At 57.2% G+C, this 24743-nt stretch carries 17 protein-coding genes and 3 tRNA genes; 14 read left to right on the forward strand and 6 right to left on the reverse strand.

Annotated elements, in window-relative coordinates; all coding sequences use genetic code 11:
- Positions 1-67 precede the first annotated feature (67 nt).
- Together HWQ14_RS09565 and mutH are read right to left on the reverse strand one after the other, a co-directional pair.
- On the reverse strand, positions 68-286 hold the full coding sequence (locus tag HWQ14_RS09565) for a YgdI/YgdR family lipoprotein (RefSeq protein WP_003862794.1): 219 nt from the start codon (positions 284-286) through the stop codon (positions 68-70).
- Between the two features lie 128 nt (positions 287-414).
- A complete protein-coding gene (gene mutH, locus HWQ14_RS09570) occupies positions 415-1107 on the reverse strand; it encodes a DNA mismatch repair endonuclease MutH (RefSeq protein WP_176609574.1) in 693 nt (230 codons plus the stop codon).
- Positions 1108-1791: 684 nt separating this feature from the next.
- Here mutH and rppH point away from each other — a divergent pair.
- The 12 genes from rppH (at position 1792) to recD (ending at position 20130) form a co-directional block, all read left to right on the forward strand.
- Positions 1792-2322, forward strand: a complete 531-nt coding sequence (gene rppH / locus HWQ14_RS09575; RefSeq protein WP_063451936.1) for an RNA pyrophosphohydrolase — start codon at positions 1792-1794, stop codon at positions 2320-2322.
- A 12-nt stretch (positions 2323-2334) separates the two neighbouring features.
- A complete protein-coding gene (gene ptsP / locus HWQ14_RS09580; protein ID WP_176609575.1) occupies positions 2335-4581 on the forward strand; it encodes a phosphoenolpyruvate--protein phosphotransferase in 2247 nt (748 codons plus the stop codon).
- A 204-nt stretch (positions 4582-4785) separates the two neighbouring features.
- On the forward strand, positions 4786-5661 hold the full coding sequence (gene lgt, locus HWQ14_RS09585) for a prolipoprotein diacylglyceryl transferase (protein WP_022649236.1): 876 nt from the start codon (positions 4786-4788) through the stop codon (positions 5659-5661).
- 6 nt (positions 5662-5667) lie between these two features.
- Positions 5668-6462, forward strand: coding sequence for a thymidylate synthase (gene thyA, locus HWQ14_RS09590; protein WP_006811817.1), 795 nt, complete (start codon positions 5668-5670; stop codon positions 6460-6462).
- Positions 6463-6646: 184 nt separating this feature from the next.
- The gene (locus tag HWQ14_RS09595; RefSeq protein WP_176609576.1) at positions 6647-7111 is read left to right on the forward strand and encodes a prepilin peptidase-dependent protein; all 465 of its coding nucleotides are present in this window, start codon (positions 6647-6649) and stop codon (positions 7109-7111) included.
- The gene (locus HWQ14_RS09600) at positions 7102-7662 is read left to right on the forward strand and encodes a prepilin peptidase-dependent protein (protein WP_176609577.1); all 561 of its coding nucleotides are present in this window, start codon (positions 7102-7104) and stop codon (positions 7660-7662) included. The genes HWQ14_RS09595 and HWQ14_RS09600 overlap by 10 nt, the downstream gene beginning before the upstream one ends.
- Positions 7659-8057, forward strand: coding sequence for a DUF2509 family protein (locus HWQ14_RS09605; RefSeq protein ID WP_176609578.1), 399 nt, complete (start codon positions 7659-7661; stop codon positions 8055-8057). Before HWQ14_RS09600 ends, HWQ14_RS09605 begins: the two co-directional genes overlap by 4 nt.
- Complete coding sequence (locus HWQ14_RS09610) at positions 8042-8365, forward strand: prepilin-type N-terminal cleavage/methylation domain-containing protein (protein WP_176609579.1); 324 nt, start codon at positions 8042-8044, stop codon at positions 8363-8365. The genes HWQ14_RS09605 and HWQ14_RS09610 overlap by 16 nt, the downstream gene beginning before the upstream one ends.
- A 12-nt stretch (positions 8366-8377) precedes the next feature.
- On the forward strand, positions 8378-11752 hold the full coding sequence (gene recC / locus HWQ14_RS09615; RefSeq protein WP_176609580.1) for an exodeoxyribonuclease V subunit gamma: 3375 nt from the start codon (positions 8378-8380) through the stop codon (positions 11750-11752).
- 139 nt (positions 11753-11891) lie between these two features.
- The gene (gene ptrA / locus HWQ14_RS09620; protein WP_176609581.1) at positions 11892-14774 is read left to right on the forward strand and encodes a pitrilysin; all 2883 of its coding nucleotides are present in this window, start codon (positions 11892-11894) and stop codon (positions 14772-14774) included.
- A complete protein-coding gene (gene recB / locus HWQ14_RS09625; protein ID WP_176609582.1) occupies positions 14771-18313 on the forward strand; it encodes an exodeoxyribonuclease V subunit beta in 3543 nt (1180 codons plus the stop codon). Before ptrA ends, recB begins: the two co-directional genes overlap by 4 nt.
- Positions 18310-20130 carry an exodeoxyribonuclease V subunit alpha gene (gene recD, locus HWQ14_RS09630; RefSeq protein WP_176609583.1) on the forward strand — a complete coding sequence of 607 codons (1821 nt, stop codon included), beginning with the start codon at positions 18310-18312 and terminating at the stop codon, positions 20128-20130. Before recB ends, recD begins: the two co-directional genes overlap by 4 nt.
- 33 nt (positions 20131-20163) lie before the next feature.
- Here the strand turns inward: recD and argA are convergent, their stop codons facing one another.
- On the reverse strand, positions 20164-21495 hold the full coding sequence (argA, locus tag HWQ14_RS09635) for an amino-acid N-acetyltransferase (RefSeq protein WP_006811807.1): 1332 nt from the start codon (positions 21493-21495) through the stop codon (positions 20164-20166).
- Between the two features lie 227 nt (positions 21496-21722).
- Here argA and amiC point away from each other — a divergent pair, with 227 nt between their 5' ends.
- Positions 21723-22976: an N-acetylmuramoyl-L-alanine amidase AmiC gene (amiC, locus tag HWQ14_RS09640; RefSeq protein WP_148421149.1), complete on the forward strand. Its 1254-nt coding sequence runs from the start codon at positions 21723-21725 to the stop codon at positions 22974-22976.
- Positions 22977-23064: 88 nt separating this feature from the next.
- Here the strand turns inward: amiC and HWQ14_RS09645 are convergent.
- The 3 genes from HWQ14_RS09645 to HWQ14_RS09655 all read right to left on the reverse strand — a co-directional run bounded on the left by HWQ14_RS09645 (position 23065) and on the right by HWQ14_RS09655 (position 23382).
- Positions 23065-23141, reverse strand: a tRNA-Met gene (locus HWQ14_RS09645).
- A 43-nt stretch (positions 23142-23184) separates the two neighbouring features.
- A tRNA-Met gene (locus HWQ14_RS09650) sits at positions 23185-23261 on the reverse strand.
- Positions 23262-23305: 44 nt separating this feature from the next.
- Positions 23306-23382, reverse strand: a tRNA-Met gene (locus HWQ14_RS09655).
- 208 nt (positions 23383-23590) lie between these two features.
- Between HWQ14_RS09655 and mltA the strand changes: the two genes are divergently transcribed.
- On the forward strand, positions 23591-24688 hold the full coding sequence (gene mltA, locus HWQ14_RS09660) for a murein transglycosylase A (protein WP_176609584.1): 1098 nt from the start codon (positions 23591-23593) through the stop codon (positions 24686-24688).
- Positions 24689-24743: the final 55 nt, after the last annotated feature.

A 24743-nucleotide genomic window follows, 5' to 3' on the forward strand; every position in this document is an offset into this window, starting at 1 on the left:
GGCAGAGGGAAGGCAAAAGGGGAAGGAAAAAATCAAAAAGGCCAGCAAGCCACTGACCTTTATCGGTTTATCGTTCGATAATCTGGGATACTTCGTCGCGATTGATTTGCATTTGATTGCCTTCCCGATCGCGGTAACTCACAAGGCCGGTATCGTCGTCGACTTCGGGTTTGCCATCGGTCAGGATCATGCGGCCATCCTTGGTTGACATGACATAGTCGCTGCTACAACCCGATACCGCAAACGCTAAACCGACTGCTGAGATAATTACTGCCCATTTTTTCATCGTTCTCGTCCTCACCTGGCTCGTATCAAATCATAGTGTAGTAATAACCTGATATTACGACAGGTGAAAGGGGGGAAATCTTAAAAAGCGGGAGATTATGTTAGCCGGAGCGCATAATTGGTAAAAAACTATGTTTTCAACAGGAAATGGCGTGCCAGCAGTGCTCCGGTGAAGTTCTTTTTAAGATAGAAGCCGCGCGGCAGCGTCAGGATCGGTTCGCCACGTGCGCCAACCGCTTCAGTGAGCGCTTTGCTGTTGGCGGCCTTCGGGCGCAGTTGCAGCACCTCACCATGCCGGGCGGTGATCCGCTCCACCTGTCCCAGCACGATCATGTCCATCAGCTCCTCCCAGTCCTGGGAAAGCTGCCTCTCTTCTTCTTCGTCAGGGCTCCAGAGCAGCGGAGCGCCAACGCGACGCTCTGCCAGCGGGATCTGCCTGTCGCCCTCAACGGGTACCCACAGCACCCGCTTCAGCTTATGCCTGACGTGGCTGGTTTCCCATGTCACCCCGCTGTTACCCGTTAGCGGCGCAACGCAGACGAAGGTGGTTTCCAGCGGCCTGCCCTGAGCGTCAATGGGGATAGTTTTCAGTTCAACGCCCAGCACCGCAAAATCTTGCTCGGGCTTACTGCCCGCGCTTGCGCCCAGCCAGCGTTCCAGCAGCACGCCGATCCAGCCCTTATCGCGCTTCAGGTCGTTAGGTATCGTCAGCCCCGCCATCACCGCCAGCTCGCCCAGCGTATAGCCAGCCAGACGCTGCGCCTGCTGGAGCAGCTGGGCTTCACTGACGGGGGCACTGGGCAATGGGGCGAGCGAATGCATGTTAACAACCTTTTTGATTAAAAAATGAGCTGATATTTTATCCCTTGTGGATAGAGTTTACCTTTTTCTGAGTAAATATTCCATGTGGATGATTTTAATAATAATTTTCAGCGCTGAAAGCGTCAGGATACGGCTAAAAAATGGGTTGTTCAATTCTGGTCACTGACAATAAACAGGATCTTACACCATGTTATCCACAGAAAAATGGGATAACTGGGAATAACCCTCACTACTGTTTCAATTTACAGCCTTGACGTGCGATGAAAATCGAATTTTCACACAAATTGTGCCTAACTTATTGGCACAATCTGTGGATAAAACCGACGCTGTTCGATCTTTCATCAGTACGGGGATCTTTGATGTGACGATCGTCACGTTAATCACCTTTTCTCCCTTTTGTATGCTATCAATATTATGAAATTAAACGGATTTTTAAAAATGGCTGGCGGAGGGGATAAGGTGGTCTGAAAGGTTGTTCATCGGTAATTCCGTACTTCTTCACAACTATATCCACAGAAAAGGTGAATAAAAATGGTCTCGATCGCCTCTATCTGTTTATAACTCCCCACAAAATTGTGAGTTATTCAATTGTTATTAGGCTGCAGGCCTGTAAGAGAGTGGTTTACCGCCTCCCTGTAGTGTGAAACAATCATTCATATATCAGATTTAGTTTGGGGTAGTCCGGTGATTGATGACGATGGCTACCGCCCAAACGTAGGAATAGTAATTTGTAATCGTCAGGGCCAGGTGATGTGGGCCCGGCGATATGGTCAGCACTCCTGGCAGTTCCCGCAAGGCGGGATCAACCCAGGAGAGTCCCCAGAACAAGCGATGTACCGGGAGCTGTTTGAAGAGGTTGGTTTAAGCCGGAAAGATGTTCGCATCCTGGCGTCGACCCGCAACTGGTTGCGTTACAAGTTACCGAAACGTTTGGTGCGTTGGGACACAAAGCCGGTTTGTATCGGCCAGAAACAGAAGTGGTTTCTTTTGCAGTTGGTGGGCAACGATTCAGATATCAATATGCAAACCAGCAGCACGCCGGAGTTCGATGGCTGGCGCTGGGTAAGCTACTGGTATCCTGTTCGTCAGGTCGTGTCATTTAAGCGCGATGTTTACCGTAGGGTGATGAAAGAGTTCGCAAGTGCTGTTATGCAGCTTCAGGAGACGCCTCCTAAGCCGCAGAGCGCACCTGCCTGGCGACGTAAAAGAGGTTAAGCTACGCAAATCATGCTCACCCGCTTGCGAGAAATAGTTGAAAAGGTTGCCAGCGCGCCTCGCCTCAACGAGGCGCTAAACATTCTGGTAACGGACATCTGTCTTGCGATGGAAACCGAGGTCTGTTCGGTCTATCTGGCCGACCATGACCGACGGTGCTACTACCTGATGGCGACCCGGGGATTAAAAAAACCGCGGGGCCGTACCGTCACGCTTGCGTTCGATGAAGGTATTGTTGGGCTGGTCGGGCGACTGGCCGAGCCAATCAACCTTGCTGACGCGCAAAAACACCCCAGCTTTAAATATATCCCCTCCGTAAAAGAAGAGCGCTTCCGCGCTTTCCTCGGGGTGCCGATTATTCAGCGCCGCCAGCTGCTTGGTGTGCTCGTTGTCCAGCAGCGCGAGCTGCGTCAGTATGATGAAAGCGAAGAATCCTTCCTCGTCACGCTGGCAACGCAGATGGCCGCAATCCTCTCTCAGTCTCAGCTCGCCGCGCTATTTGGTCAGTATCGTCATACGCGTATCCGCGCGCTTCCGGCCTCGCCGGGCGTCGCCATTGCCGAAGGCTGGATGGACGCCACGCTGCCGCTGATGGAGCAGGTATACGAAGCCTCGACGCTTGATGAAGCACTCGAGCGCGAACGGCTTACCGCCGCGCTGGAAGAGGCGGCGAATGAGTTTCGTCGCTACAGCAAACGCTTTGCCGCAGGCGCGCAAAAAGAGACGGCGGCCATTTTCGATCTTTATTCGCACCTGCTGTCCGATGCGCGCTTACGACGGGAGCTGTTCGCCGAGGTCGATAAAGGCGCGGTGGCTGAGTGGGCGGTGAAAAAGGTCATTGAAAAATTTGCCGAGCAGTTTGCGGTCCTGAAGGATGGTTACCTGAAAGAGCGCGCCGGCGATCTGCGCGCGCTTGGGCAGCGTCTGTTGTTCCACCTCGATGATACCATTCAGGGTGCAAACGCCTGGCCGAACCGGTTTGTGCTGGTGGCGGACGAGCTCTCGGCGACGACGCTGGCAGAATTACCGCAGGACAGGCTGGCGGGCGTAGTGGTGCGCGATGGTGCCGCTAACTCCCATGCCGCCATTATGGTGCGCGCGCTCGGTATCCCGACCGTGATGGGCGCGGACATTCAGCCCTCCGTGCTGCACCGGCGCACGCTGGTGGTGGACGGATATCGCGGTGAATTGCTGGTGGATCCTGAGCCGGTTCTCCTCCAGGAGTACCAGCGTCTCATTAGCGAAGAGAATGAATTAAGCAAGCTGGCGGAAGATGACGTCAACCTGCCCGCGCAGCTGAAAAGCGGTGAGCGGGTGAAGGTGATGCTCAATGCGGGCTTAAGCCCCGAGCACGAAGAAAAGCTCGGCAGCCGCATCGATGGCATTGGTCTGTACCGTACCGAAATCCCCTTCATGCTGCAAAGCGGCTTCCCGTCGGAAGAGGAGCAGGTCGCGCAGTATCAGGGCATGCTGCAGATGTTTAACGATAAGCCCGTTACGCTGCGTACCCTGGACGTCGGCGCGGATAAACAGCTGCCCTATATGCCCATCAGCGAAGAGAACCCCTGCCTTGGCTGGCGCGGGATCCGCATTACGCTCGACCAGCCGGAAATCTTCCTGATTCAGGTCCGGGCAATGATGCGCGCCAATGCGGCCACCGGGAACCTCAGCATTTTGCTGCCGATGGTCACCAGCATTGACGAAATCGACGAGGCGCGGCGGCTGATTGAACGAGCAGGACGCGAAGTGGAAGAGATGATCGGCTATGCGATCCCTAAACCACGTATCGGCGTGATGCTTGAAGTGCCCTCGATGGTCTTTATGCTGCCGCAGCTGGCGACCCGCGTTGATTTTATCTCCGTCGGCACCAACGATTTAACGCAATACATTCTGGCGGTAGATCGCAACAACACCCGCGTCGCCAGCATTTACGACAGCCTGCATCCGGCGATGCTTCGTGCCCTGGCGATGATAGCCCGTGAAGCCGAGCAGCATAATATCGATTTGCGCCTGTGCGGTGAAATGGCCGGCGATCCGATGTGCGTGGCGATCCTGATTGGCCTTGGCTTCCGTCACCTGTCCATGAACGGGCGTTCCGTTGCGCGCGTGAAATACCTGCTGCGTCATATCGCACATGACGATGCGCGCGAGCTGGCCGCGCGTAGCCTTGAAGCACAGCTTGCCGCCGAGGTGCGCCATCAGGTGGCTGCGTTTATGGAACGACGCGGCATGGGCGGACTGATCCGCGGCGGCCGCTAAACCCTCTTATCCCTCCTGTTGAATAAGAGAGACGGGGGAGGGCATCAGTATGCACCATTCCATATACACATCTTTTACATCTCAGGCGCATCCTCCGCGCCTGCCTTATGCTATTATTCGCAACTTTGGAGCACCTGCCACTGGCGGGAATGCAATTCAGCCGCTGTCCACTTTCAGCGGAATAACAACATCTTGTGGTGACAGATGAACAGTGGTTATCTGCATTTTCCGGAATTCGATCCGGTTATTTTCTCAATTGGTCCCGTAGCGCTTCACTGGTACGGTCTGATGTACCTGGTGGGCTTTGTCTTTGCCATGTGGCTTGCTGGCCGTCGCGCCAGTCGTCCGGGCAGCGGCTGGACGAAGAACGAAGTGGAAAACCTGCTTTATGCTGGCTTCCTCGGCGTGTTCCTGGGCGGGCGCATCGGCTATGTCCTGTTCTATAACTTCCCGGTATTCCTGAACGATCCGCTCTATCTGTTCCGCGTCTGGGACGGCGGCATGTCCTTCCACGGCGGGCTGATTGGTGTGATCCTGGTGATGGTGATCTTCGCCAAACGCACCAAACGTAACTTCTTCCAGGTGGCTGATTTTATTGCGCCGTTAATCCCGTTTGGCCTGGGCGCAGGGCGCCTGGGCAACTTCATCAACGGGGAACTGTGGGGTCGCGTCGATCCGAGCGTGCCGTTTACCATGCTGTTCCCGGGCTCCCGCGCAGAGGATATCGCGCTGCTGCCTTCGCATCCTGAGTGGCAGTCCATTTTCGATACCTACGGCGTTCTGCCGCGCCATATGTCCCAGCTTTACGAGCTGGCGCTGGAAGGCGTGGTGCTGTTTATCATCCTGAATCTGTACATCCGCAAACCGCGCCCAATGGGGGCCGTCTCCGGTCTGTTCCTGATTGGCTACGGCGCGTTTCGTATCATCGTCGAGTTCTTCCGCCAGCCGGATGCACAGTTTACCGGCGAATGGGTACAGTACATCAGCATGGGGCAGATCCTCTCCATTCCGATGATTGTCGCGGGTGCCATTATGATGATCTGGGCGTATCGCCGTCGTCCACAGCAACAACTTTCCTGAGGAATCATGAAACAGTATCTTGAATTGATGAAAAAAGTGCTCGACGAGGGCACGCCGAAAAACGACCGCACCGGCACCGGGACGCTCTCCATTTTTGGCCACCAGATGCGCTTCAATCTGCAGGAAGGCTTTCCTCTGGTGACGACGAAGCGCTGCCACCTGCGCTCGATCATTCATGAACTGCTCTGGTTCCTGCAAGGCGATACCAACGTTGCTTATCTGCATGAAAATAATGTCTCAATCTGGGACGAATGGGCAGATGAGAACGGCGACCTGGGGCCGGTTTACGGCAAGCAATGGCGCGCGTGGCCTACGCCAGACGGTCGCCATATCGACCAGATCACCACGGTAATGAACCAGCTGAAAAATGACCCTGACTCGCGCCGTATCATCGTTTCGGCCTGGAACGTCGGTGAGCTGGATAAAATGGCGCTGGCCCCGTGCCACGCCTTCTTCCAGTTCTACGTGGCGGACGGCAAGCTCTCCTGCCAGCTTTATCAGCGTTCCTGCGACGTGTTCCTCGGCCTGCCGTTTAACATCGCCAGCTACGCGCTGTTAGTGCACATGATGGCCCAGCAGTGCGATCTTGAAGTGGGCGATTTTGTCTGGACGGGCGGGGATACTCACCTCTACAGCAACCATATGGAACAGACGCATCTCCAGCTGACGCGCGAACCGCGCGCGCTGCCGAAGCTGGTGATCAAACGTAAACCGGATTCGATCTTTGACTATCGTTTTGATGATTTCGAGATCGAGGGCTACGACCCGCATCCCGGTATCAAGGCACCTGTCGCCATCTGATACGGCAAATCCTGACACAACCGGCGCTCCCTGGCGCCGGTTTTTTTTTGCGCCCGTTGCGTTCTTCGAGCCTGTTTCCAGAGAATATGCAACGCGCTGCAACAGGCTAAATTCTCCGGAATGCGCCTCGTAACGCTATGGTTTGCCGCTCGCGCCTAAACGGGCATTCCGCCACACTCCCGTCATGAAAAATGAACATGGCTTTACGCTGATTGAAACCCTTATTGCCATCTCGCTGGTGGTGATCCTCAGCGCCACAGGGCTTTCCGGCTGGGACCGCTGGCAGCAGCGGCAGCGGCTCTGGCAAACCGCCTGTCAGGTGCGGGATTTCCTGGTGTTCCTGCGTAATGACGCTAACCGTCACAACCGCGAACATACGATCGCGCTTCAGAGTGACGGGGAAAACGCCTGCCTGGTCAGCTCTGCGGCTTCGGGGTGTGATAGCGCCAGCCCCTTTGCGATGAAGCCGCTGTGGCCCGGGATCGCGATGGGCGACATCACGCCATCGCTGGGATTTTACGGCTTAAGGGACACCGCGTGGGCCGGACATATACGGGTGGAGAGCCGTGCCGGTACGTGGTGGGTGATTGTCTCAAACGGCGGGCGTATCCGGCTGTGCAATGCCGCAGGAGAAGCTGGATGTCAGTAAATCAAAAAGGGTTCTCGCTCACGGAGGTGCTGATTGCAATGGCAATAGGCAGCATTCTGTTACTCAGCACGTCGCGTTTGCTGCCGGGGCTTCAGCGGAGCGTTTTGCTGCAATCCGGGCAGCTTGAACTGGAAGGTGAGGTCTGGCAGCGTCTGCTCGCGATCGGTAAACAGCTACAGAGAGCAGGCTACTGTGCCGGGCATTGCCAGGGGCAGGGAATGGCTCTCGGCAGGCAAGGGCAGTGTCTAATTGTGCGATGGGATGCCAACAGCAACGGCCAGTGGGATGCCACCGCGTCAGAAAATGACAGCACGGGGTATCGGCTTGAGGCCGGTTCGCTTGAAACGCTGCGGGGCGCGACATCCTGTGAGGGTAAGGGCTGGGATAAACTCACCGACCCTGAGCAGATCTTCATCGAGCAGTTCTGGGTCAGCAAATCCGACCATCCTGGCTTTGCACCGGTAATGACGCTTGAGTTGAGCGGCCGCAGCAAAGGTGCACTGACCGCGCCCTTTTCGGTCCGCTATAGCGTTACGGGGTTTAACCTGTGAGTCGCCAGAGGGGAATGGCGTCGCTGGCGCTGGTTCTGCTTATGCTGATGCTCGGCACGCTGATCCTCACCGGATTAAACCAGCAGCTGCAAACCTACAGCATGCTGGTAAGTGGCGAGAGCCATTTTGTCCGCCAGCAGGCTGCCGTGCAATCTGCCCTGGAGTGGGGACGGGTTCAGCGCTGGGCTTTGCAGCCGGAGGTGCAGTGCAGGCAGGTGCAGCGTGTGCGGGTTTGCTTACGGCGGTTTGACGAGCGCGTTTTGCTCATCGCCGGCAATGACGACCTGCTGCTGTGGCGAGGAGGAGAGGTGGCGGAAGGGCAGATACGGTTTTCTACCCACGGCTGGAGCGATTTCTGCCCGCTTAAGGAGAGTGCGCTATGTCAGTTACCCTGAGTAAGCAACAAGGATTTAGCATCGTGGAGGCTTTGCTGGCAATGATGCTGCTGGTTGTGGTTGTCACGGCATTGACCGGGTATTATCGCGCGCTGGCAACGCGGTTTACGGCGCTGAGCCAGTATCGCGAACTATGGCAGCATGCCTGGAATCAGTCGCAGCTCTCAACGTTGCCGCTTCCGCCCGGCTGGCAGGTCAGTCGGGGGCAGACAACGCAGTCCGGATGTGTCAGCATCACGGTCACACTTATTTCTCCTCTGGGGCGGCAGGGCGCGTTAACGCGTCTGCATTGCCCGGTTAGCCGGTAGTCGGGAGCGTTTATGCTAAGGGTTTACCACTCAAATCGTCTGGATGTGCTGGAAGCACTGATGGAGTATATCGTCGAGCAAGAGCGTCTTGACGATCCGTTTGAGCCAGAAATGGTGCTGGTGCAGAGCACCGGTATGGCGCAGTGGCTGCAAATGTCCCTTTCGCAGAAATTTGGCATTGCGGCGAATATCGACTTTCCGTTGCCCGCGAGCTTTATCTGGGAGATGTTTGTACGCGTGCTGCCGGATATCCCTGAGCAGAGCGCTTTCAACAAACAGAGCATGGCCTGGAAGCTGATGACGCTGCTCCCGGACATGCTGGAGCAGGATGAGTTTGCCATGCTGCGCCACTATCTGAATGACGACACCGACAAGCGCAAGCTTTTCCAGCTGGCCTCACGCACCGCCGACCTCTATGACCAGTATCTGGTTTACCGCGCGGAGTGGCTGATTCGCTGGGAAGCCGGTGAACTGGTGGATGGCTTGCCGGAAGCGCAAATCTGGCAGGCTCCGCTCTGGAAAGCGCTGGTTGAGCATACCGAAAAACTTGGTCAGCCTAAGTGGCACCGCGCTAATTTATACGATCGGTTTATCTCAATTCTTGAGAACACCCCGGAACGGCCCGCTCGCCTGCCGTCACGCGTGTTCATTTGCGGTATCTCCGCGCTGCCGCCGGTCTACCTGAACGCGCTAAAAGCGCTGGGTAACCATACTGATATCCATATTCTCTTTACCAACCCGTGTCGTCACTATTGGGGGGATATTCAGGATCCGCGCTGGCTTTCACGACTGGTCACCCGCCAGAGAAAGCGCCTCTTTGAAGAACGCGCCGTGCCCCTGTTTAAAGACAGCGAAAACGCGGCGCAGCTGTTTGATGAAGAGGGGATCCAGAACCTGCCGAACCCGCTGCTGGCCTCGTGGGGCAAGCTTGGGCGCGACTATATCTATCTGCTTTCGGAAATCACCTCCTCCGGTGAAGGCGATGTGGATGCGTTTGCGGACATAACGCCGGACAGCCTGCTGCACAACATTCAGCTCGATATCCTGGATTTAGAAAACCGTGCCGTTGCCGGGATCACCGCCGAGGAATTTGCCCGTAGCGATAAGAAGCGCAGGCTCAATCCCGACGATCGCAGTATCGCGATCCACGTATGCCACAGCCCCCAGCGTGAAGTTGAAATTCTGCACGATCGCCTGCTGGCTATGTTGCACGACGACCCAACCCTGACGCCGCGCGATATCGTAGTGATGGTGGCGGATATCGACAGCTACAGCCCGTTTATCCAGGCGGTATTTGGCAGCGCAACGGGCGATCGCTACCTGCCGTACGCGATCTCAGACCGCCGCGCCCGCCAGTCTCATCCGGCGCTGCAGGCCTTTATCAGCCTGCTTTCGCTGCCTGATAGCCGGTTTATTTCTGAGGACGTACTGGCCTTGCTGGATGTGCCGGTGCTGGCGGCACGTTTCGATATCAATGAAGAAGGGCTGCGCTACCTGCGCCAGTGGGTCAACGAATCCGGCGTCCGCTGGGGAATTGACGATGATAACGTCCAGGAGTTCGAGCTTCCTCCGACAGGCCAGCACACCTGGCAGTTTGGCCTGACGCGCATGCTGCTGGGGTATGCGATGGAGAACAGCCAGGGCGAATGGAATGACGTGCTGCCCTATGACGAATCCAGTGGGTTAATCGCGGAGCTGGTCGGCCATTTAGCCTCGCTGCTGATGCAGCTCAATCGCTGGCGTCGTTCGCTGATGCAGCCTCGTCCGCTTGAAGAGTGGCTGCCAATTTGCCGCGAAATGCTGAACGATTTCTTCCTGCCTGACAGCGAAACGGAAGCCGCCATGGCGCTTATCGAGAAGCAGTGGCAGGCCATCGTTGATGAGGGCGTAAATTCACACTATCACGAGGCGGTTCCCCTTTCGCTTCTGCGCGATGAGCTGACGCAGCGTCTCGATCAGGAGCGTATCAGCCAGCGCTTCCTTGCGGGGCCGGTGAATATCTGTACCCTGATGCCCATGCGTTCCATTCCGTTCAGGGTGGTGTGTCTGCTCGGCATGAACGACGGCATTTATCCGCGCGCGCTGCCGCCGTTGGGCTTCGATCTCATGAGCTCGCAGCCGAAGCGGGGCGACCGCAGCCGCCGCGATGATGACCGTTATCTGTTCCTGGAAGCGCTGATTTCTGCGCAGAGCAGGCTGTATATCAGCTATATCGGGCGGTCAATTCAGGGCAACAGCGAGCGTTTCCCGTCCGTGCTGGTGCAGGAGCTGTTGGACTACATCGGGCAAAGTCACTACCTGCCTGGGGATGAAGCCCTTAACTGCGACGAAAGCGAGCGTCGGGTGAAAGCGCATATCACCTGTCACCATTCACGTATGCCGTTTGATCCTGTCAACTATGTTCCTGATGAACAGCAGAGCTACGCCCGGGAGTGGCTTCCCGCCGCGAAGAAAGCGGGGACGCCGCAAACCGATTTTATTCAGGAGCTTGAGCCGCGCGTCATTGACGCTCTGACCTTTGAGCAGCTGCAGCGCTTTTGGGCGCACCCGGTTCGGGCCTTTTTCCAGCAACGCCTGCAGGTGAACTTCCGCTCAGAAGAGAGCGAAATTCCGGATGCCGAACCGTTTATTCTGGACGGGCTGGAGCGCTTTAAGCTCAATTCCCAGCTTCTGAATGCGCTGGTCGATGAGGAAGATGCCAGCAAGCTGTTCCGTCGTTACCGGGCATCCGGGCTATTACCGTACGGGGCTTTTGGAGAGATCGTCTGGGATGCCCAGTGCGAGGAGATGCGAGCCCTTGCTGACCGCGTTATCGCATGTCGACAGCCTGGAAGCAGCATTGAAATCGATCTCGATTGTAACGGTGTGCACCTCAGCGGCTGGCTCACCCACGTGCAGTCTGACGGGCTGCTGCGCTGGCGTCCGTCCCTGCTCAGCGTTTCACATGGCCTGCAACTCTGGCTCGAACATCTTGTCTACAGTGCGGGTGGTAACGAAGGCGAAAGCCGGCTGTTTGTGCGTAAGGACGGCGAGTGGCGCTTCCCACCGATGAAGCCTGAGCAGGCGCTGTCGTATCTGTCGCTTTATATTGAAGGTTACCGGCAGGGAATGAACAAACCTCTGCTTTTGCTGCCTGAAAGTGGGGGGGCGTGGATAAAAGCCTGTTACGACGCGCAGAATGATGCCATGTTAACGGATGATGCTTCGCTGCAAAAAGCGCGCAGCAAGTTTTTGCAGGCCTACGAAGGGAACATGATGGTGCGTGGCGAAGGTGAAGATGTCTGGTATCAGCGCTTATGGCGCACGCTTGAGCCAGAATACTTCGACATTATCACGGAAGAGGCACAACGCTACCTGTTACCGTTGTTTAAATTTAATCAGTCCTGATCGCTGTATAAAAATTGCGCAGTATGAGGTGTTCATTTATGATGCACCTCTTATCACGGACTGATGTACCTAAAGAAAGAGATGCTGGCATGTCCAGCACGCACGTTGTTAATGATGTAGCCGTGATAAAGAGGTCGTAATGCCAGGCAGCACCCTGTTCAAAGCGTTTGTTTTGTTTATCGCCCTTTGGGCTCCCGTCACTCAGGCAGCTTCCGGTTGGCAACCCGTTCAGGAAACAATCCGTAAGAGCGAGAAGGATACCCGCCAGTATCAGGCTATTCGTCTTGATAACGGGATGACCGTGCTGCTGGTTTCCGATCCGCAGGCGGTGAAGTCGCTCTCCGCACTGGTTGTGCCGGTTGGATCGCTGGAAGATCCTGACGCCCATCCTGGGCTGGCGCACTATCTCGAACATATGACGCTGATGGGCTCTAAAAAATACCCGCAGCCGGATAGCCTGTCCGAATTTCTGAAGATGCACGGCGGCAGCCATAACGCCAGCACCGCACCGTATCGCACCGCGTTTTACCTTGAAGTGGAAAATGATGCGCTTGACGGAGCGGTGGACCGACTGGCGGATGCCATTGCCGCACCGCTGCTGGATAAAAAATACGCCGACCGTGAACGCAACGCCGTGAACGCTGAGCTGACGATGGCGCGCACCCGAGACGGTATGCGCATGGCGCAGGTTAGCGCCGAAACCATCAATCCTGCTCACCCGGGCTCGCGCTTCTCCGGCGGCAACCTTGAAACGCTGAGCGATAAACCGGGCAGCCCGGTGCTCGACGCGCTGCATGCGTTTCGCGATAAATATTATTCCGCCAACCTGATGAAGGCGGTCATCTACAGCAACAAACCGTTGCCGGAGCTGGCGGCCATGGCGGCGAAGACCTATGGCCGGGTGCCAAATAAAAATATCGATCTGCCGAAGATTAACGTGCCGGTTGTCACCGACGCGCAAAAAGGCATCGTTATCCACTACGTGCCGGCACTGCCGCGCAAGGTGTTACGCGTTGAGTTTCGTATTGATAACAACACGGCGCAGTTCCGCAGCAAAACCGACGAGCTGGTGACCTATCTTATCGGCAACCGCAGCCCGGGCACGCTTTCCGACTGGCTGCAAAAGCAGGGGCTGGTGGAAGGCATTCGCGCTGACTCCGATCCCGTGGTGAACGGTAACAGCGGCGTGCTGGCCATCTCCGCCACGCTGACGGATAAAGGGCTGGCGCACCGTGACGAGGTCGTTGCGGCCATTTTCAGCTATCTCGGTCTGCTGCGGGAGAAAGGCGTCGATAAACGCTATTTTGACGAGCTGGCCCACGTGCTGGATCTCGACTTCCGCTACCCGTCAATTACGCGTGACATGGATTACGTTGAGTGGCTGGCAGATACCATGATCCGCGTGCCGGTGGAGCATACGCTGGATGCGGTAAATATTGCCGACCAGTATGACGCCGCAGCGCTTAACGCACGTCTGGCGATGATGACGCCGCAGAACGCCAGGGTCTGGTATATCAGCCCGAACGAACCGCATAACAAAACGGCCTATTTCGTCGATGCCCCGTATCAGGTAGAAAAAATTAGCGAACAAACCTTCGCTGGCTGGCAGAAAAAGGCTGGCGAGATTGCGCTGAAGCTGCCGGAGCTTAACCCCTACATCCCGGATGACTTCTCGCTGATCAAAACCGCCAAAGCTTATCCGCACCCGACGCTGATTGTTGATGAGCCGACGCTGCGCGTGGTTTACACCCCAAGCCGCTATTTTGCCGACGAGCCCAAAGCCGACGTCAGCGTGGTGCTGCGCAATCCAAAGGCGATGGACAGCGCCAGAAATCAGGTGATGTTTGCGCTCAACGATTATCTGGCCGGTATTGCCCTCGATCAGCTCAGCAACCAGGCCGCCGTTGGCGGTATCAGCTTCTCGACCAACGCCAATAACGGCCTGATGGTTAACGCCAACGGCTACACCCAGCGTTTGCCGCAGCTGTTCGAGGCGCTGCTGGACGGCTATTTCAGCTACACGCCAACGGAAGAGCAGCTGGAGCAGGCCAAATCCTGGTATGCGCAGATGATGGATTCTGCGGAGAAGGGCAAAGCCTTCGATCAGGCTATTATGCCCGCCCAGATGCTGTCGCAAATTCCCTACTTCCAGCGCGAAGATCGCCGCGCGTTACTGCCCTCAATCACCTTAAAAGAGGTGCTGGCTTACCGCGATGCGCTGAAAAGCAACACCCGTCCAGAGTTCCTGGTGGTGGGGAACATGAGCGAAGAGCAGGCAAAAACGCTGGCGCAAAACGTGCGTAAGCAGCTGGGCTCGAAGGGCGATGAGTGGTGCCGAAATCAGGACGTGCTGGTGGAGAAAAAGCAGAACGTTCTCTTCGAGAAGGCGGGGAGCAGCACCGACTCCGCGCTGGCCGCCGTGTTTGTCCCTACCGGTTATGATGAATATACCAGCTCGGCGCAGAGCGCCGTGCTCGGACAAATTATTCAGCCGTGGTTCTACAACCAGCTGCGTACCGAAGAACAGCTGGGCTACGCCGTGTTCGCCTTCTCCATGAACGTGGGCCGTCAGTGGGGGCTGGGCTTCCTTCTGCAAAGCAGCGACAGGCAACCGGCTTATCTGTGGCAGCGCTATCAGGCCTTCTTCCCGCAGGCGGAAGCAAAGCTTCGCGCCATGAAGCCGGAAGAGTTTGCCCAGATCCAGCAGGCGGTCATTGCCCAGGTAATGCAGCCACCGCAGACGCTGGGTGAAGAGGCGTCGCAGCTGAGCAAAGATTTTGATCGCGGTAATATGAAATTCGATTCGCGTGATAAAATCGTGGCCGAAATAAAACAGCTAACGCCACAAAAGGTTGCCGATTTCTTCCATCAGGCGGTGGTAAAACCGCAGGGTATGGCCATCCTCTCCCAGGTCTCTGGTAGCCAGAGCGGGAAAGCGGACTACGTGAAGTCGAAGGAGTGGACCCTCTGGAAGAGCGTTAGCGCACTGCAACAAACTATGCCCTGGAGTAAGAAAGAATGACCCATACCGCTGAGCCGCTTGATCCCCTCAGATTACCACTACAGGGTGAGCGACTGATTGAAGCCTCAGCGGGAACGGGAAAAACCTATACTATCGCCGCGCTATACCTGCGCCTGCTGTTAGGGCTGGGCGGTAACGCGGCTTTTTCACGCCCGCTAAGCGTGGAAGAGCTGCTGGTGGTGACGTTCACCGAAGCGGCCACTGCCGAACTGCGCGGCCGTATCCGCAGCAATATCCATGAACTGCGCATCGCCTGTCTGCGCCAGACCACGGATAACCCCCTCTACGCAAGCCTGCTGGACGAAATCGCGGATAAGCAGCAGGCTGCGCAATGGCTGCTGCTGGCCGAACGGCAAATGGACGAAGCCTCGGTCTTCACCATTCACGGCTTTTGTCAGCGCATGCTGAGCCTGAATGCGTTTGAATCCGGCATGCTGTTTGAGCAGCAGCTTATCGAAGATGAGTCCGAGCTTCGGTATCAGGCCTGCGCGGACTTCTGGCGTCGTCACTGCTACCCGCTGCCGCGAGACATTGCCGAGGCGGTTCATGCCCTGTGGAAAGGCCCCGAAGAGCTCCTGCGCGCCATCGACCGCTATCTGCAGGGCGAAGCGCCGGTCATTAAATCCCCGCCACCTGCCGATGAAACGCTGGCCTCGCGTCATGAAAAGATCGTCAGCAAGATTGCCGCGCTTAAGCAGAAGTGGAATGAGTCGGTCGGTGAAATTGAAGGGATTATCGAAAATTCCGGTATCGACAGGCGCAAGTTCAACCGCGGGAACCAGGGGAAGTGGATCGAAAAGATCGGCGCCTGGGCCCAGGAGGAGACGCGAGGCTACCAGCTTCCGGACGCGCTGGAGAAATTTTCCCAGCGGTTTTTGACCGAGCGGACCAAAGCCGATGGCATCGTGCCGGAGCATCCCCTGTTTGTTGCGATTGAAGCGCTGCTTGCCGAGCCCTTAACGCTCAACGACCTGATGATCGCCCGCGCCATGAAGGAGATCCGCGACGCCGTAGCGCGTGAAAAACGTCGCCGGGGCGAGCTGGGGTTTGATGACATGCTGAGCCGCCTGGACGAGGCTCTGTCCAGCGAGAACGGCGACGCGCTTGCCAGCGCAATTCGTACCCGATTCCCGGTGGCGATGATTGACGAATTTCAGGACACCGACCCCCAGCAGTACCGCATTTTTCGCCGCATCTGGCGACAGCAGCCAGACACGGCCCTGCTGCTGATTGGCGATCCCAAGCAGGCGATTTATGCCTTCCGTGGTGCAGACATCTTTACCTACATGAAAGCCCGCAGCGAGGTTGTCGCGCACTACACGCTAGACACTAACTGGCGCTCCGCCCCGGGCATGGTTGAGAGCGTCAATACGCTGTTCAGCCGCATGGAGACGGCGTTTATGTTCAGTGAAATCCCTTTCCTGCCGGTGAAATCCGCCGTGAAAAACGCGACCTTACGCTTTGAAGTGGGGGGCGCGACGCAGCCCGCCATGAACTTCTGGCTGCTGGAGGGGGAAGGCTTTGGCGTGGCAGAGTATCAGGCGGCGATGGCCCAGCACTGCGCCGCCCAAATCCGGGACTGGCTGAGCGCGGGCGCGCGCGGCGAGGCGCTGTTATGGAAGGGGGAGCAGGCAAACCCTGTTAAGGCCTCCGATATCACCGTGCTGGTGCGTAGTCGCCAGGAAGCGGCATTGATCCGCGATGCGCTCACGCTGCTCGATATTCCGTCCGTTTATCTCTCTAACCGCGACAGTGTGTTTGATACGCTGGAAGCTCAGGAAATGCTCTGGCTGCTTCAGGCGGTGCTGGCGCCGGAGCGTGAAAGTACGCTTCGAAGCGCGCTGGCCAGCTCCATGCTGGGGCTGAACGCGCGGGATATCGATGTGCTCAACCATGATGAGAATGCATGGGATACGGTGGTGGAAGAGTTTGTCCATTACCGCGAGCGCTGGCAAAAGCGCGGCGTCATGGCGATGCTGCGCGAGCTGATGACGCGCCGTCAGATTGCCGAGAATATGCTTGCGACATCCGGCGGCGAGCGTCGTCTTACCGATATTTTACACATCAGCGAACTGTTGCAGGAAGCCGGTACCCAGCTTGAAAGTGAGCATGCGCTCGTGCGCTGGCTGGCGCAGCAAATAGCCGATCCCAACAGCAATTCCTCAAGCCAGCAGATGCGTCTTGAAAGCGATAAGCACCTGGTGCAAATCGTGACCATTCACAAATCGAAAGGGCTGGAGTATCCGCTGGTCTGGCTGCCCTTTATCGCTAACTACCGCGTACAGGACCAGGCCTTTTACCACGATCGCGAATCTTTCGACGCGGTGCTCGACCTCAGCAAAGCGGAAAGCAGCGTTGAGCTGGCGGAAGCGGAGCGTCTGGCAGAGGATTTGCGTCTGCTTTACGTAGCGCTGACCCGTTCCGTCTGGCATTGCAGCCTCGGCGTGGCGCCGGTTTTCCGCCGTCGCGGTGAGAAAGCCGGGGAGAGTGATTTCCACTTAAGCGCGTTAGGGCGGCTTATCCAGCGTGGCGAGCCGAAAGACGCGGCGGGACTGCGTCTGTGTATTGAATCCCTTTGCGGAGACGATATCGCGCTGCATATTCCCGCGTTGCCAGACAATAGCCGCTGGCAGATGGCGGAAGAGCCAGAGTCCGATCTTAGCGCGCGCCAGATCACGCGGGTGCTTGCCGACGACTGGCGAGTTACCAGCTATTCCGGCCTTCAGCAGCACGGGCAAAGCATCGCGCAGGATCTGATGCCGAAGCTCGACGTGGATGCCGCAGGGGTGGGTGATGTTCCGGCTGAGCCGACGTTAACCCCGCATCAGTTTCCGCGCGGCGCGTCGCCGGGAACCTTTTTACACAGCCTGTTTGAAGAGCTTGATTTCACCCAGCCCGTCAGCGAGGAGTGGGTATTAAAGATGTTGCAGAGCGGAGGCTATGACGCGCACTGGCAACCCGTCCTGACTGAGTGGATCAACGCCATTTTGCAGGCGCCGCTGACGGAGCAGGGCATCTCTCTTAGCCAGTTAACGGCCAGAAATAAGCAGGTTGAGATGGAGTTTTATCTGCCCGTCGCGGGGCCGCTTAGGGCCGACGCGCTTGACGCGCTGATCCGCCAGTACGATCCGCTGTCAGCCGGCTGTCCGCCGCTGAACTTCCGTCAGGTGCAGGGCATGCTGAAAGGGTTTATCGACCTGGTCTTCCGTCACGAAGGGCGCTATTACCTGCTGGATTACAAATCTAACTGGCTGGGCGAGAACAGCGAGGCCTATACCCAACAGGCGATGGCGGCGGCTATGCAAATGCATCGCTACGATCTCCAGTATCAACTCTATACCCTGGCTCTCCACCGCTACCTGCGCCACCGCATTGCGGATTACCGCTATGACGACCATTTTGGTGGCGTTATCTACCTGTTCCTGCGCGGGGTGGACGCAGCCGATCCGCGTTCGGGCATCTTCAGCACCCGCCCGGATGCCGATCTGATCGATAAAATGGACAGCCTGTTTGCAGCAAACGCGGAGGAGATGGCATGACGATGCAGGAACTATTGCTGGAGGCGGTAGAGCAACGCGTGCTGCGTCAGCTGGATGTGCAGTTTGCCATGATGATTGCCGCTGACCAGCCCGCCGTGATGCTTGCCGCTGCGCTGTTGAGTAAAGACGCCGGGGAGGGCCACGTCTGCCTGCCGCTCTCGCGCCTGAAGTGTGACGAGAAAATGCCGCCTGTCCTCCAGTCCTGCTTTGCGCTGCTGGGAGAGGCGGTGGACTGGCAAAATATTTTGCGCGAATCGTCGGCCGTCGGGCCGGGAGAAAACCAGGCGCCGCTGATCCTGACGGGAGAGCGCTTGTATCTGAACCGCCTGTGGCGAAACGAGCTGACCGTTGCCCGCTTCTTTAGCGAGACCAATGCGCCGCTCCCCTGTGACGAAGCGCAGCTTCGCCAGACGCTGGACGTGCTGTTCAATTCTGGCGAAGCAACAGACTGGCAGAAAGTGGCGGCGGCCGTTGCCCTGACGCGGCGGATCTCGGTGATTTCCGGCGGGCCGGGGACCGGCAAAACCACGACCGTGGCAAAGCTGCTGGCAGCGCTGATCCAGCTATCTGGCGAGCAGCGGTGCCGTATTCGTCTCGCTGCGCCCACCGGGAAAGCGGCGGCGCGTCTGACCGAATCGCTGGGCGGTGCGCTACAGCGGCTGCCGCTGACGCAGGAGCAGCTCGCGCTGTTCCCGGGAGAAGCCAGCACCTTACACCGGCTGCTCGGCGCCCAGCCGGGTAGCCAGCGGCTGCGCTACCATGCCGGGAACCCCCTGCATCTGGACGTGCTGGTGGTGGATGAAGCCTCCATGATTGACCTGACCATGATGTCGCGCCTGATCGACGCCCTGCCGCCGCATGCGCGCGTGATTTTCCTGGGCGACCGCGATCAGCTCGCCTCCGTAGAGGCCGGGGCGGTGCTGGGGGATATCTGCACCTACGCCAGCTACGGTTATACCCCCGCGCGGGCGCAGGAGCTGGCTCGTCTGACAGGTTGCTCCCTTGAGCCGGACGCTACGCCGGTTGCGGGTGCGCTGCGCGACAGCCTGTGCCTGCTGCAAAAAAGCTACCGTTTCGGTAGCGACTCCGGCATTGGCCAGCTGGCAGCGGCAGTCAACCGTGGCGATCGCCATACCACGCGCACGGTGTTTGACGGCACCTTCACCGATATTGAAAAGAAATCGCTGCAAAGCGGGGAAGAGTATCAGGCCATGCTTGAGGATGCTCTTCAGGGATATCAGCATTTCCTGAGCCGCGTGCAGCAGCGCAGCGATCCTGAGCAGGTCATTGCCGCATTTGGTGAGTACCAGCTTCTGTGCGCCTTGCGGGAAGGGCCGTTTGGCGTTGCGGGCCTGAACGACAGGCTGGAGCAACTGCTTGTGCAGAAACGAAAAATTCACCGACAGCCGCATTCGCGGTGGTATGAAGGCCGGCCAGTGATGATTTCGCGCAACGACAGCGCGCTGGGCCTGTTCAACGGGGATATCGGGATTGCGCTCGATCGCGGTAACGGGCTGCGCGTCTGGTTCCAGCTGCCGGATGGCAGCGTGAAGTCCGTACAGCCGAGCCGCCTGCCAGAACATGAAACGGCGTGGGCGATGACGGTACACAAATCGCAGGGCTCCGAGTTCAACCACGCGGCGCTGATCCTGCCGACACAGCTTTCGCCGGTGGTGACCCGCGAGCTGGTCTATACCGCCATTACCCGCGCGCGCCAGCGCCTCTCGCTGTACGCGGATGAACGCGTGCTGGTACAGGCGATTGCCACCCGTACCGAGCGCAGAAGCGGACTGAGCGCGATATTTGAATCTGTCTGAGCGAGCGCCCTCTCCGGGAGGAGAGGGCGGTTGTCATCCCAGATCGGCCATCAGCACCTTCGAGCGGCGCTGATAGTTGTACATCTCTTTCTTGCTTTCCGGCAGCGAATCAATGTCTACCGGCGTAAAGCCGCGCTCCTGGAACCAGTGAATGCTGCGCGTGGTGAGCACAAACAGCTTGCTCAGCCCCATCTGGCGCGCCTGCGCCGCCACGCGTTCGAGCAGCAGCTCGCCCCGCGAGGAGCTGCGGTAATCGGGGTGCACGGCGACGCACGCCATTTCCCCAATCTGCTCCTCCGGGAACGGGTAGAGCGCCGCACAGGCAATGGTCAGGTTATCGCGCTGAATAATGGTGAACTTGTCGATCTCCATCTCCAGCTGCTCGCGGGAGCGGCGAACCAGAATGCCCTGTTGCTCCAGCGGACGGATCAGCTCCAGAATGCCGCCGATATCGTTGATCGTCGCGCGGCGGATCTGCTCGGCGCTCTCCATTACGATCTGCGTACCGATACCGTCCCGGGAGAACAGTTCCTGCAGCAGCGCGCCGTCTTCCTGATAGCTGATCAGGTGGCTACGACGCACGCCGCTGCGGCACGCTTTAACGGCACCGCGCAGAAAACGCACGGTTCCGGAGTAGTAATCGCCCTGTGCTTCCAGCGCTTCGACGCGCGCCTGGGCTTCATTCGGGAAGAGTTCGGGGACGATAACGCCTTCATCATTCACGACACCCTGCGAGGAACAAAAGCCGATCATCTTTTCCGCTTTCAGCTTGATGGCCAGCTGGGTGGCAATCTCTTCTGACGTCAGATTAAAGCTTTCTCCCGTGACGGAGACGGCAACCGGCCCCATCAGAACGATCGCGCCGTTGTCTAACTGGCGGTGAATGGCCTCTTCATCGATACGACGAATGCGGCCGCTGTGGCAGTAATCCACGCCATCGTCCACGCCGAGCGGCTGGGCAATGATAAAATTGCCGCTCACCACGTTGATATGCGCGCCCTGCAACGGCGTATTATTCAGGCTCATCGACAGCCGGGCGGTGATATCCAGCTGCAGTAAACCGGCCGCCTGTTTGACCAGCTCGAGGGTTTTCGCATCCGTTACGCGGGTATGTTTATGGTAAATCGGCTCATGGTGATGGGCCGCGAGGTTAGCTTCGATCTGCGGGCGCGCGCCATACACCACGACCAGCCGGATACCGAGGCTATGCAACAGGCCGATGTCATTGACGATGCTGGAAAAGTTTTCGTGCTCAATGGCTTCGCCACCCAGCATAATGACAAACGTTTTTCCGCGATGGGTGTTGATATAGGGAACAGAATGGCGGAATCCCTGGACCAGTTCGGTTCTACGTTCCTTCACCATGACACAACCCTTAATGAATGTTTATTCGTAATTTCTGTATTTTTATTCGATTGTGGCCGCGTGTGCAAGCCTAAATTTTCTGCGACCCACAGAAAATAATAAGTAATCCGTGCGTTAACGTTTGAATGTTTACCCTTTTATAGATGACAGCTTATGCGTCATTCGTTAAAGTTTTCGGTCAATTTGGGCGTTTTGTTCATTAATCAGATTTCTTGCTCGGGAGAAGCATGTCGGGATCCAATTCAGCAATAAGCCGCCGCCGCCTGTTAAAAGGGGCCGGGGCGATGTGGTTGCTTAGCGTCAGCCAGGTGGGTCTTGCCGCCACAAGCCAGGTAGTCGCGGTGCGCGTCTGGCCGTCGTCGACCTATACGCGCGTGACGGTCGAGTCCAACCGCGTGCTGAAATACAAGCAATTTGCCCTCAGCAATCCTGAACGTGTGGTGGTTGATCTCGAAGGTGTAAATCTCAACTCCGTGCTTAAGGGCATGGCGGCGCAGATCCGCGGCGACGATCCGTTTATTAAATCGGCGCGCGTCGGGCAGTTCGATCCGCAAACCGTGCGCATGGTGTTTGAGCTGAAGCAGAACGTAAAACCGCAGCTCTTTGCACTCGCACCGGTTGCGACGTTCAGGGAGCGACTGGTGATGGATCTCTATCCCTCGAATGCGACGGATATTCAGGATCCGCTCCTCGCCCTGCTGGAGGATTACAACAAAGGCGATCTCCAGCGGCAGGTACCGCCTGCGCAAAGCGGGCCGCAGCCGGGCAAGGCGGGACGCGATCGCCCGATTGTGATCATGCTCGATCCCGGCCACGGGGGCGAAGACTCCGGCGCGGTGGGGAAATACCACACCCGCGAAAAGGATGTGGTGTTGCAAATTGCCCGTCGTCTGAAGGCGTTAATCGACAAAGAAGGCAACATGCGCGCCTATATGACGCGCAACGAAGACGTGTTCATCCCGCTGAAGGTCCGCGTGGCGAAAGCGCAGAAGCAGCGCGCGGATCTGTTTGTCTCTATCCACGCGGATGCCTTTACCAGCCGTCAGCCGAGCGGATCTTCCGTATTTGCCCTGTCAACGAAAGGGGCGACCAGTACCGCCGCAAGGTACCTGGCGGACACGCAGAACGCCTCGGATTTAATCGGCGGCGTAAGCAAAAGCGGTGACCGCTATGTCGACCATACGATGTTCGATATGGTGCAGTCGCTGACCATTACCGACAGCCTGAAGTTCGGTAAAGCGGTGCTGGGTAAGCTGGGCCGCGTCAATAAGCTGCACAAGAACAGCGTCGAGCAGGCCGGATTTGCGGTACTGAAGGCGCCGGATATCCCGTCCATTCTGGTCGAAACCGCGTTTATCAGTAACGTGGAAGAGGAACGTAAACTCAAGACGGCTAAATTCCAGCAGGAAGTGGCGGAGTCAATTCTGGCGGGGATCAGGGCCTATTTCTCCGACGGAGAAACGCTGGCGCGGCGAGGATAAATCATCAGGCCGGGTATGTTGCCCGGCATTTTTATAAGCTACAGATACAAAAAAACACCCGGAAGGGTGTTTAATGTTTTAGAAGTATTGGTTGCGGGGGCCGGATTTGAACCGACGACCTTCGGGTTATGAGCCCGACGAGCTACCAGGCTGCTCCACCCCGCGTCCGTCTTTCTACAGTCGTAGGAGATACTTCTCAAATTTTGATTGGTTGCGGGGGCCGGATTTGAACCGACGACCTTCGGGTTATGAGCCCGACGAGCTACCAGGCTGCTCCACCCCGCGTCCGTCTTTCTACAGTCGTAGAAGATACTTCATCAAATTTTAATTGGTTGCGGGGGCCGGATTTGAACCGACGACCTTCGGGTTATGAGCCCGACGAGCTACCAGGCTGCTCCACCCCGCGTCCGTGGAAGCGCACTATACTCGGATAGGTTTGTGATGCAACCCCTTTTTCACATAATTCATTATTTTGTATGCAAAATGAACGGTAATAGCCACTTTGGACTATTTTTTGTCCAGAATTTGCCAAAGGGAAGGCGATTGCATTTCATTAGCACGGTGGGTTTGTTATCTTCATCATGCGGAATTGGGCAACTAAAAGACGAGATATAATGAAAGGACGTTGGGCGAAGTATCTGATGACAGGCGCAATGGTAGCTATTCTTGCGGCCTGCTCCTCCAAACCGACCGATCGCGGTCAACAGTATAAAGACGGGAAGTTATCCCAGCCTTTCTCGTTAGTTAACCAGCCAGATGCCGTGGGTGCACCGATCAATGCCGGGGATTTCTCCGAGCAGGTCTACCAGATCCGCAAAGCGTCTCCGCGTTTATACAGTTCGCAAAGCAACGTTTATAGCGCCGTCCAGGACTGGCTGCGCGCGGGCGGAGATACCCGCAATATGCGCCAGTTTGGTATTGACGCGTGGCAGATGGAGGGGGCGGATAACTACGGTAACGTTCAGTTTACCGGTTACTACACCCCGGTTGTCCAGGCGCGACACACGCGTCAGGGTGAATTCCAGTATCCGATTTACCGCATGCCGCCAAAACGCGGTCGTCTGCCGTCACGCGCCGAGATCTACGCCGGTGCGCTAAGTGAAAACTATGTCCTGGCCTACAGCAACTCCCTGATGGATAACTTCATCATGGACGTGCAGGGCAGCGGCTATATCGATTTTGGCGACGGTTCGCCGCTTAACTTCTTTAGCTATGCCGGCAAGAACGGCCACGCCTACCGCAGCATCGGTAAGGTGCTCATCGACCGTGGCGAAGTGAAGAGAGAAGATATGTCGATGCAGGCGATCCGCGAGTGGGGCGAAAAGCACAGCGAAGCCGAAGTGCGTGAACTGCTTGAGCAGAACCCATCGTTTGTTTTCTTCAAACCGCAGAACTTTGCGCCGGTGAAGGGGGCGAGCGCCGTACCGCTGATTGGCCGTGCGTCGGTAGCGTCGGATCGTTCTATCATTCCTGCGGGCACCACGCTGCTGGCGGAAGTTCCTCTGCTCGATAACAACGGCAAGTTCAACGGCAAGTACGAGCTGCGTCTGATGGTGGCGCTGGACGTTGGCGGGGCGATCAAAGGGCAGCACTTTGATATCTATCAGGGCATTGGCCCGGATGCCGGCCATCGCGCAGGCTGGTATAACCACTACGGACGCGTATGGGTGCTGAAGACCGCGCCGGGCACCGGAAACGTATTCAGCGGCTGATTGTGGTATTCTGAGCGCAATACGGATTAGGGTTCAGGGTGAGGAAAACCTCACC

Source organism: Enterobacter cloacae, assembly GCF_013375935.1.
GTDB classification, from domain to species: Bacteria; Pseudomonadota; Gammaproteobacteria; order Enterobacterales; family Enterobacteriaceae; genus Enterobacter; species Enterobacter pasteurii.

Coding starts and splice junctions, on each gene's coding strand:
- HWQ14_RS09565 (WP_003862794.1), bottom strand. CDS start 286: ATGAAAAAATGGGCAGTAATTATCTCAGCAGTCGGTTTAGCGTTTGCG.
- mutH (WP_176609574.1), bottom strand. CDS start 1,107: ATGCATTCGCTCGCCCCATTGCCCAGTGCCCCCGTCAGTGAAGCCCAG.
- ptsP (WP_176609575.1), top strand. CDS start 2,335: ATGCTCACCCGCTTGCGAGAAATAGTTGAAAAGGTTGCCAGCGCGCCT.
- lgt (WP_022649236.1), top strand. CDS start 4,786: ATGAACAGTGGTTATCTGCATTTTCCGGAATTCGATCCGGTTATTTTC.
- thyA (WP_006811817.1), top strand. CDS start 5,668: ATGAAACAGTATCTTGAATTGATGAAAAAAGTGCTCGACGAGGGCACG.
- HWQ14_RS09595 (WP_176609576.1), top strand. CDS start 6,647: ATGAAAAATGAACATGGCTTTACGCTGATTGAAACCCTTATTGCCATC.
- HWQ14_RS09600 (WP_176609577.1), top strand. CDS start 7,102: ATGTCAGTAAATCAAAAAGGGTTCTCGCTCACGGAGGTGCTGATTGCA.
- HWQ14_RS09610 (WP_176609579.1), top strand. CDS start 8,042: ATGTCAGTTACCCTGAGTAAGCAACAAGGATTTAGCATCGTGGAGGCT.
- recC (WP_176609580.1), top strand. CDS start 8,378: ATGCTAAGGGTTTACCACTCAAATCGTCTGGATGTGCTGGAAGCACTG.
- ptrA (WP_176609581.1), top strand. CDS start 11,892: ATGCCAGGCAGCACCCTGTTCAAAGCGTTTGTTTTGTTTATCGCCCTT.
- recB (WP_176609582.1), top strand. CDS start 14,771: ATGACCCATACCGCTGAGCCGCTTGATCCCCTCAGATTACCACTACAG.
- recD (WP_176609583.1), top strand. CDS start 18,310: ATGACGATGCAGGAACTATTGCTGGAGGCGGTAGAGCAACGCGTGCTG.
- argA (WP_006811807.1), bottom strand. CDS start 21,495: ATGGTGAAGGAACGTAGAACCGAACTGGTCCAGGGATTCCGCCATTCT.
- amiC (WP_148421149.1), top strand. CDS start 21,723: ATGTCGGGATCCAATTCAGCAATAAGCCGCCGCCGCCTGTTAAAAGGG.
- mltA (WP_176609584.1), top strand. CDS start 23,591: ATGAAAGGACGTTGGGCGAAGTATCTGATGACAGGCGCAATGGTAGCT.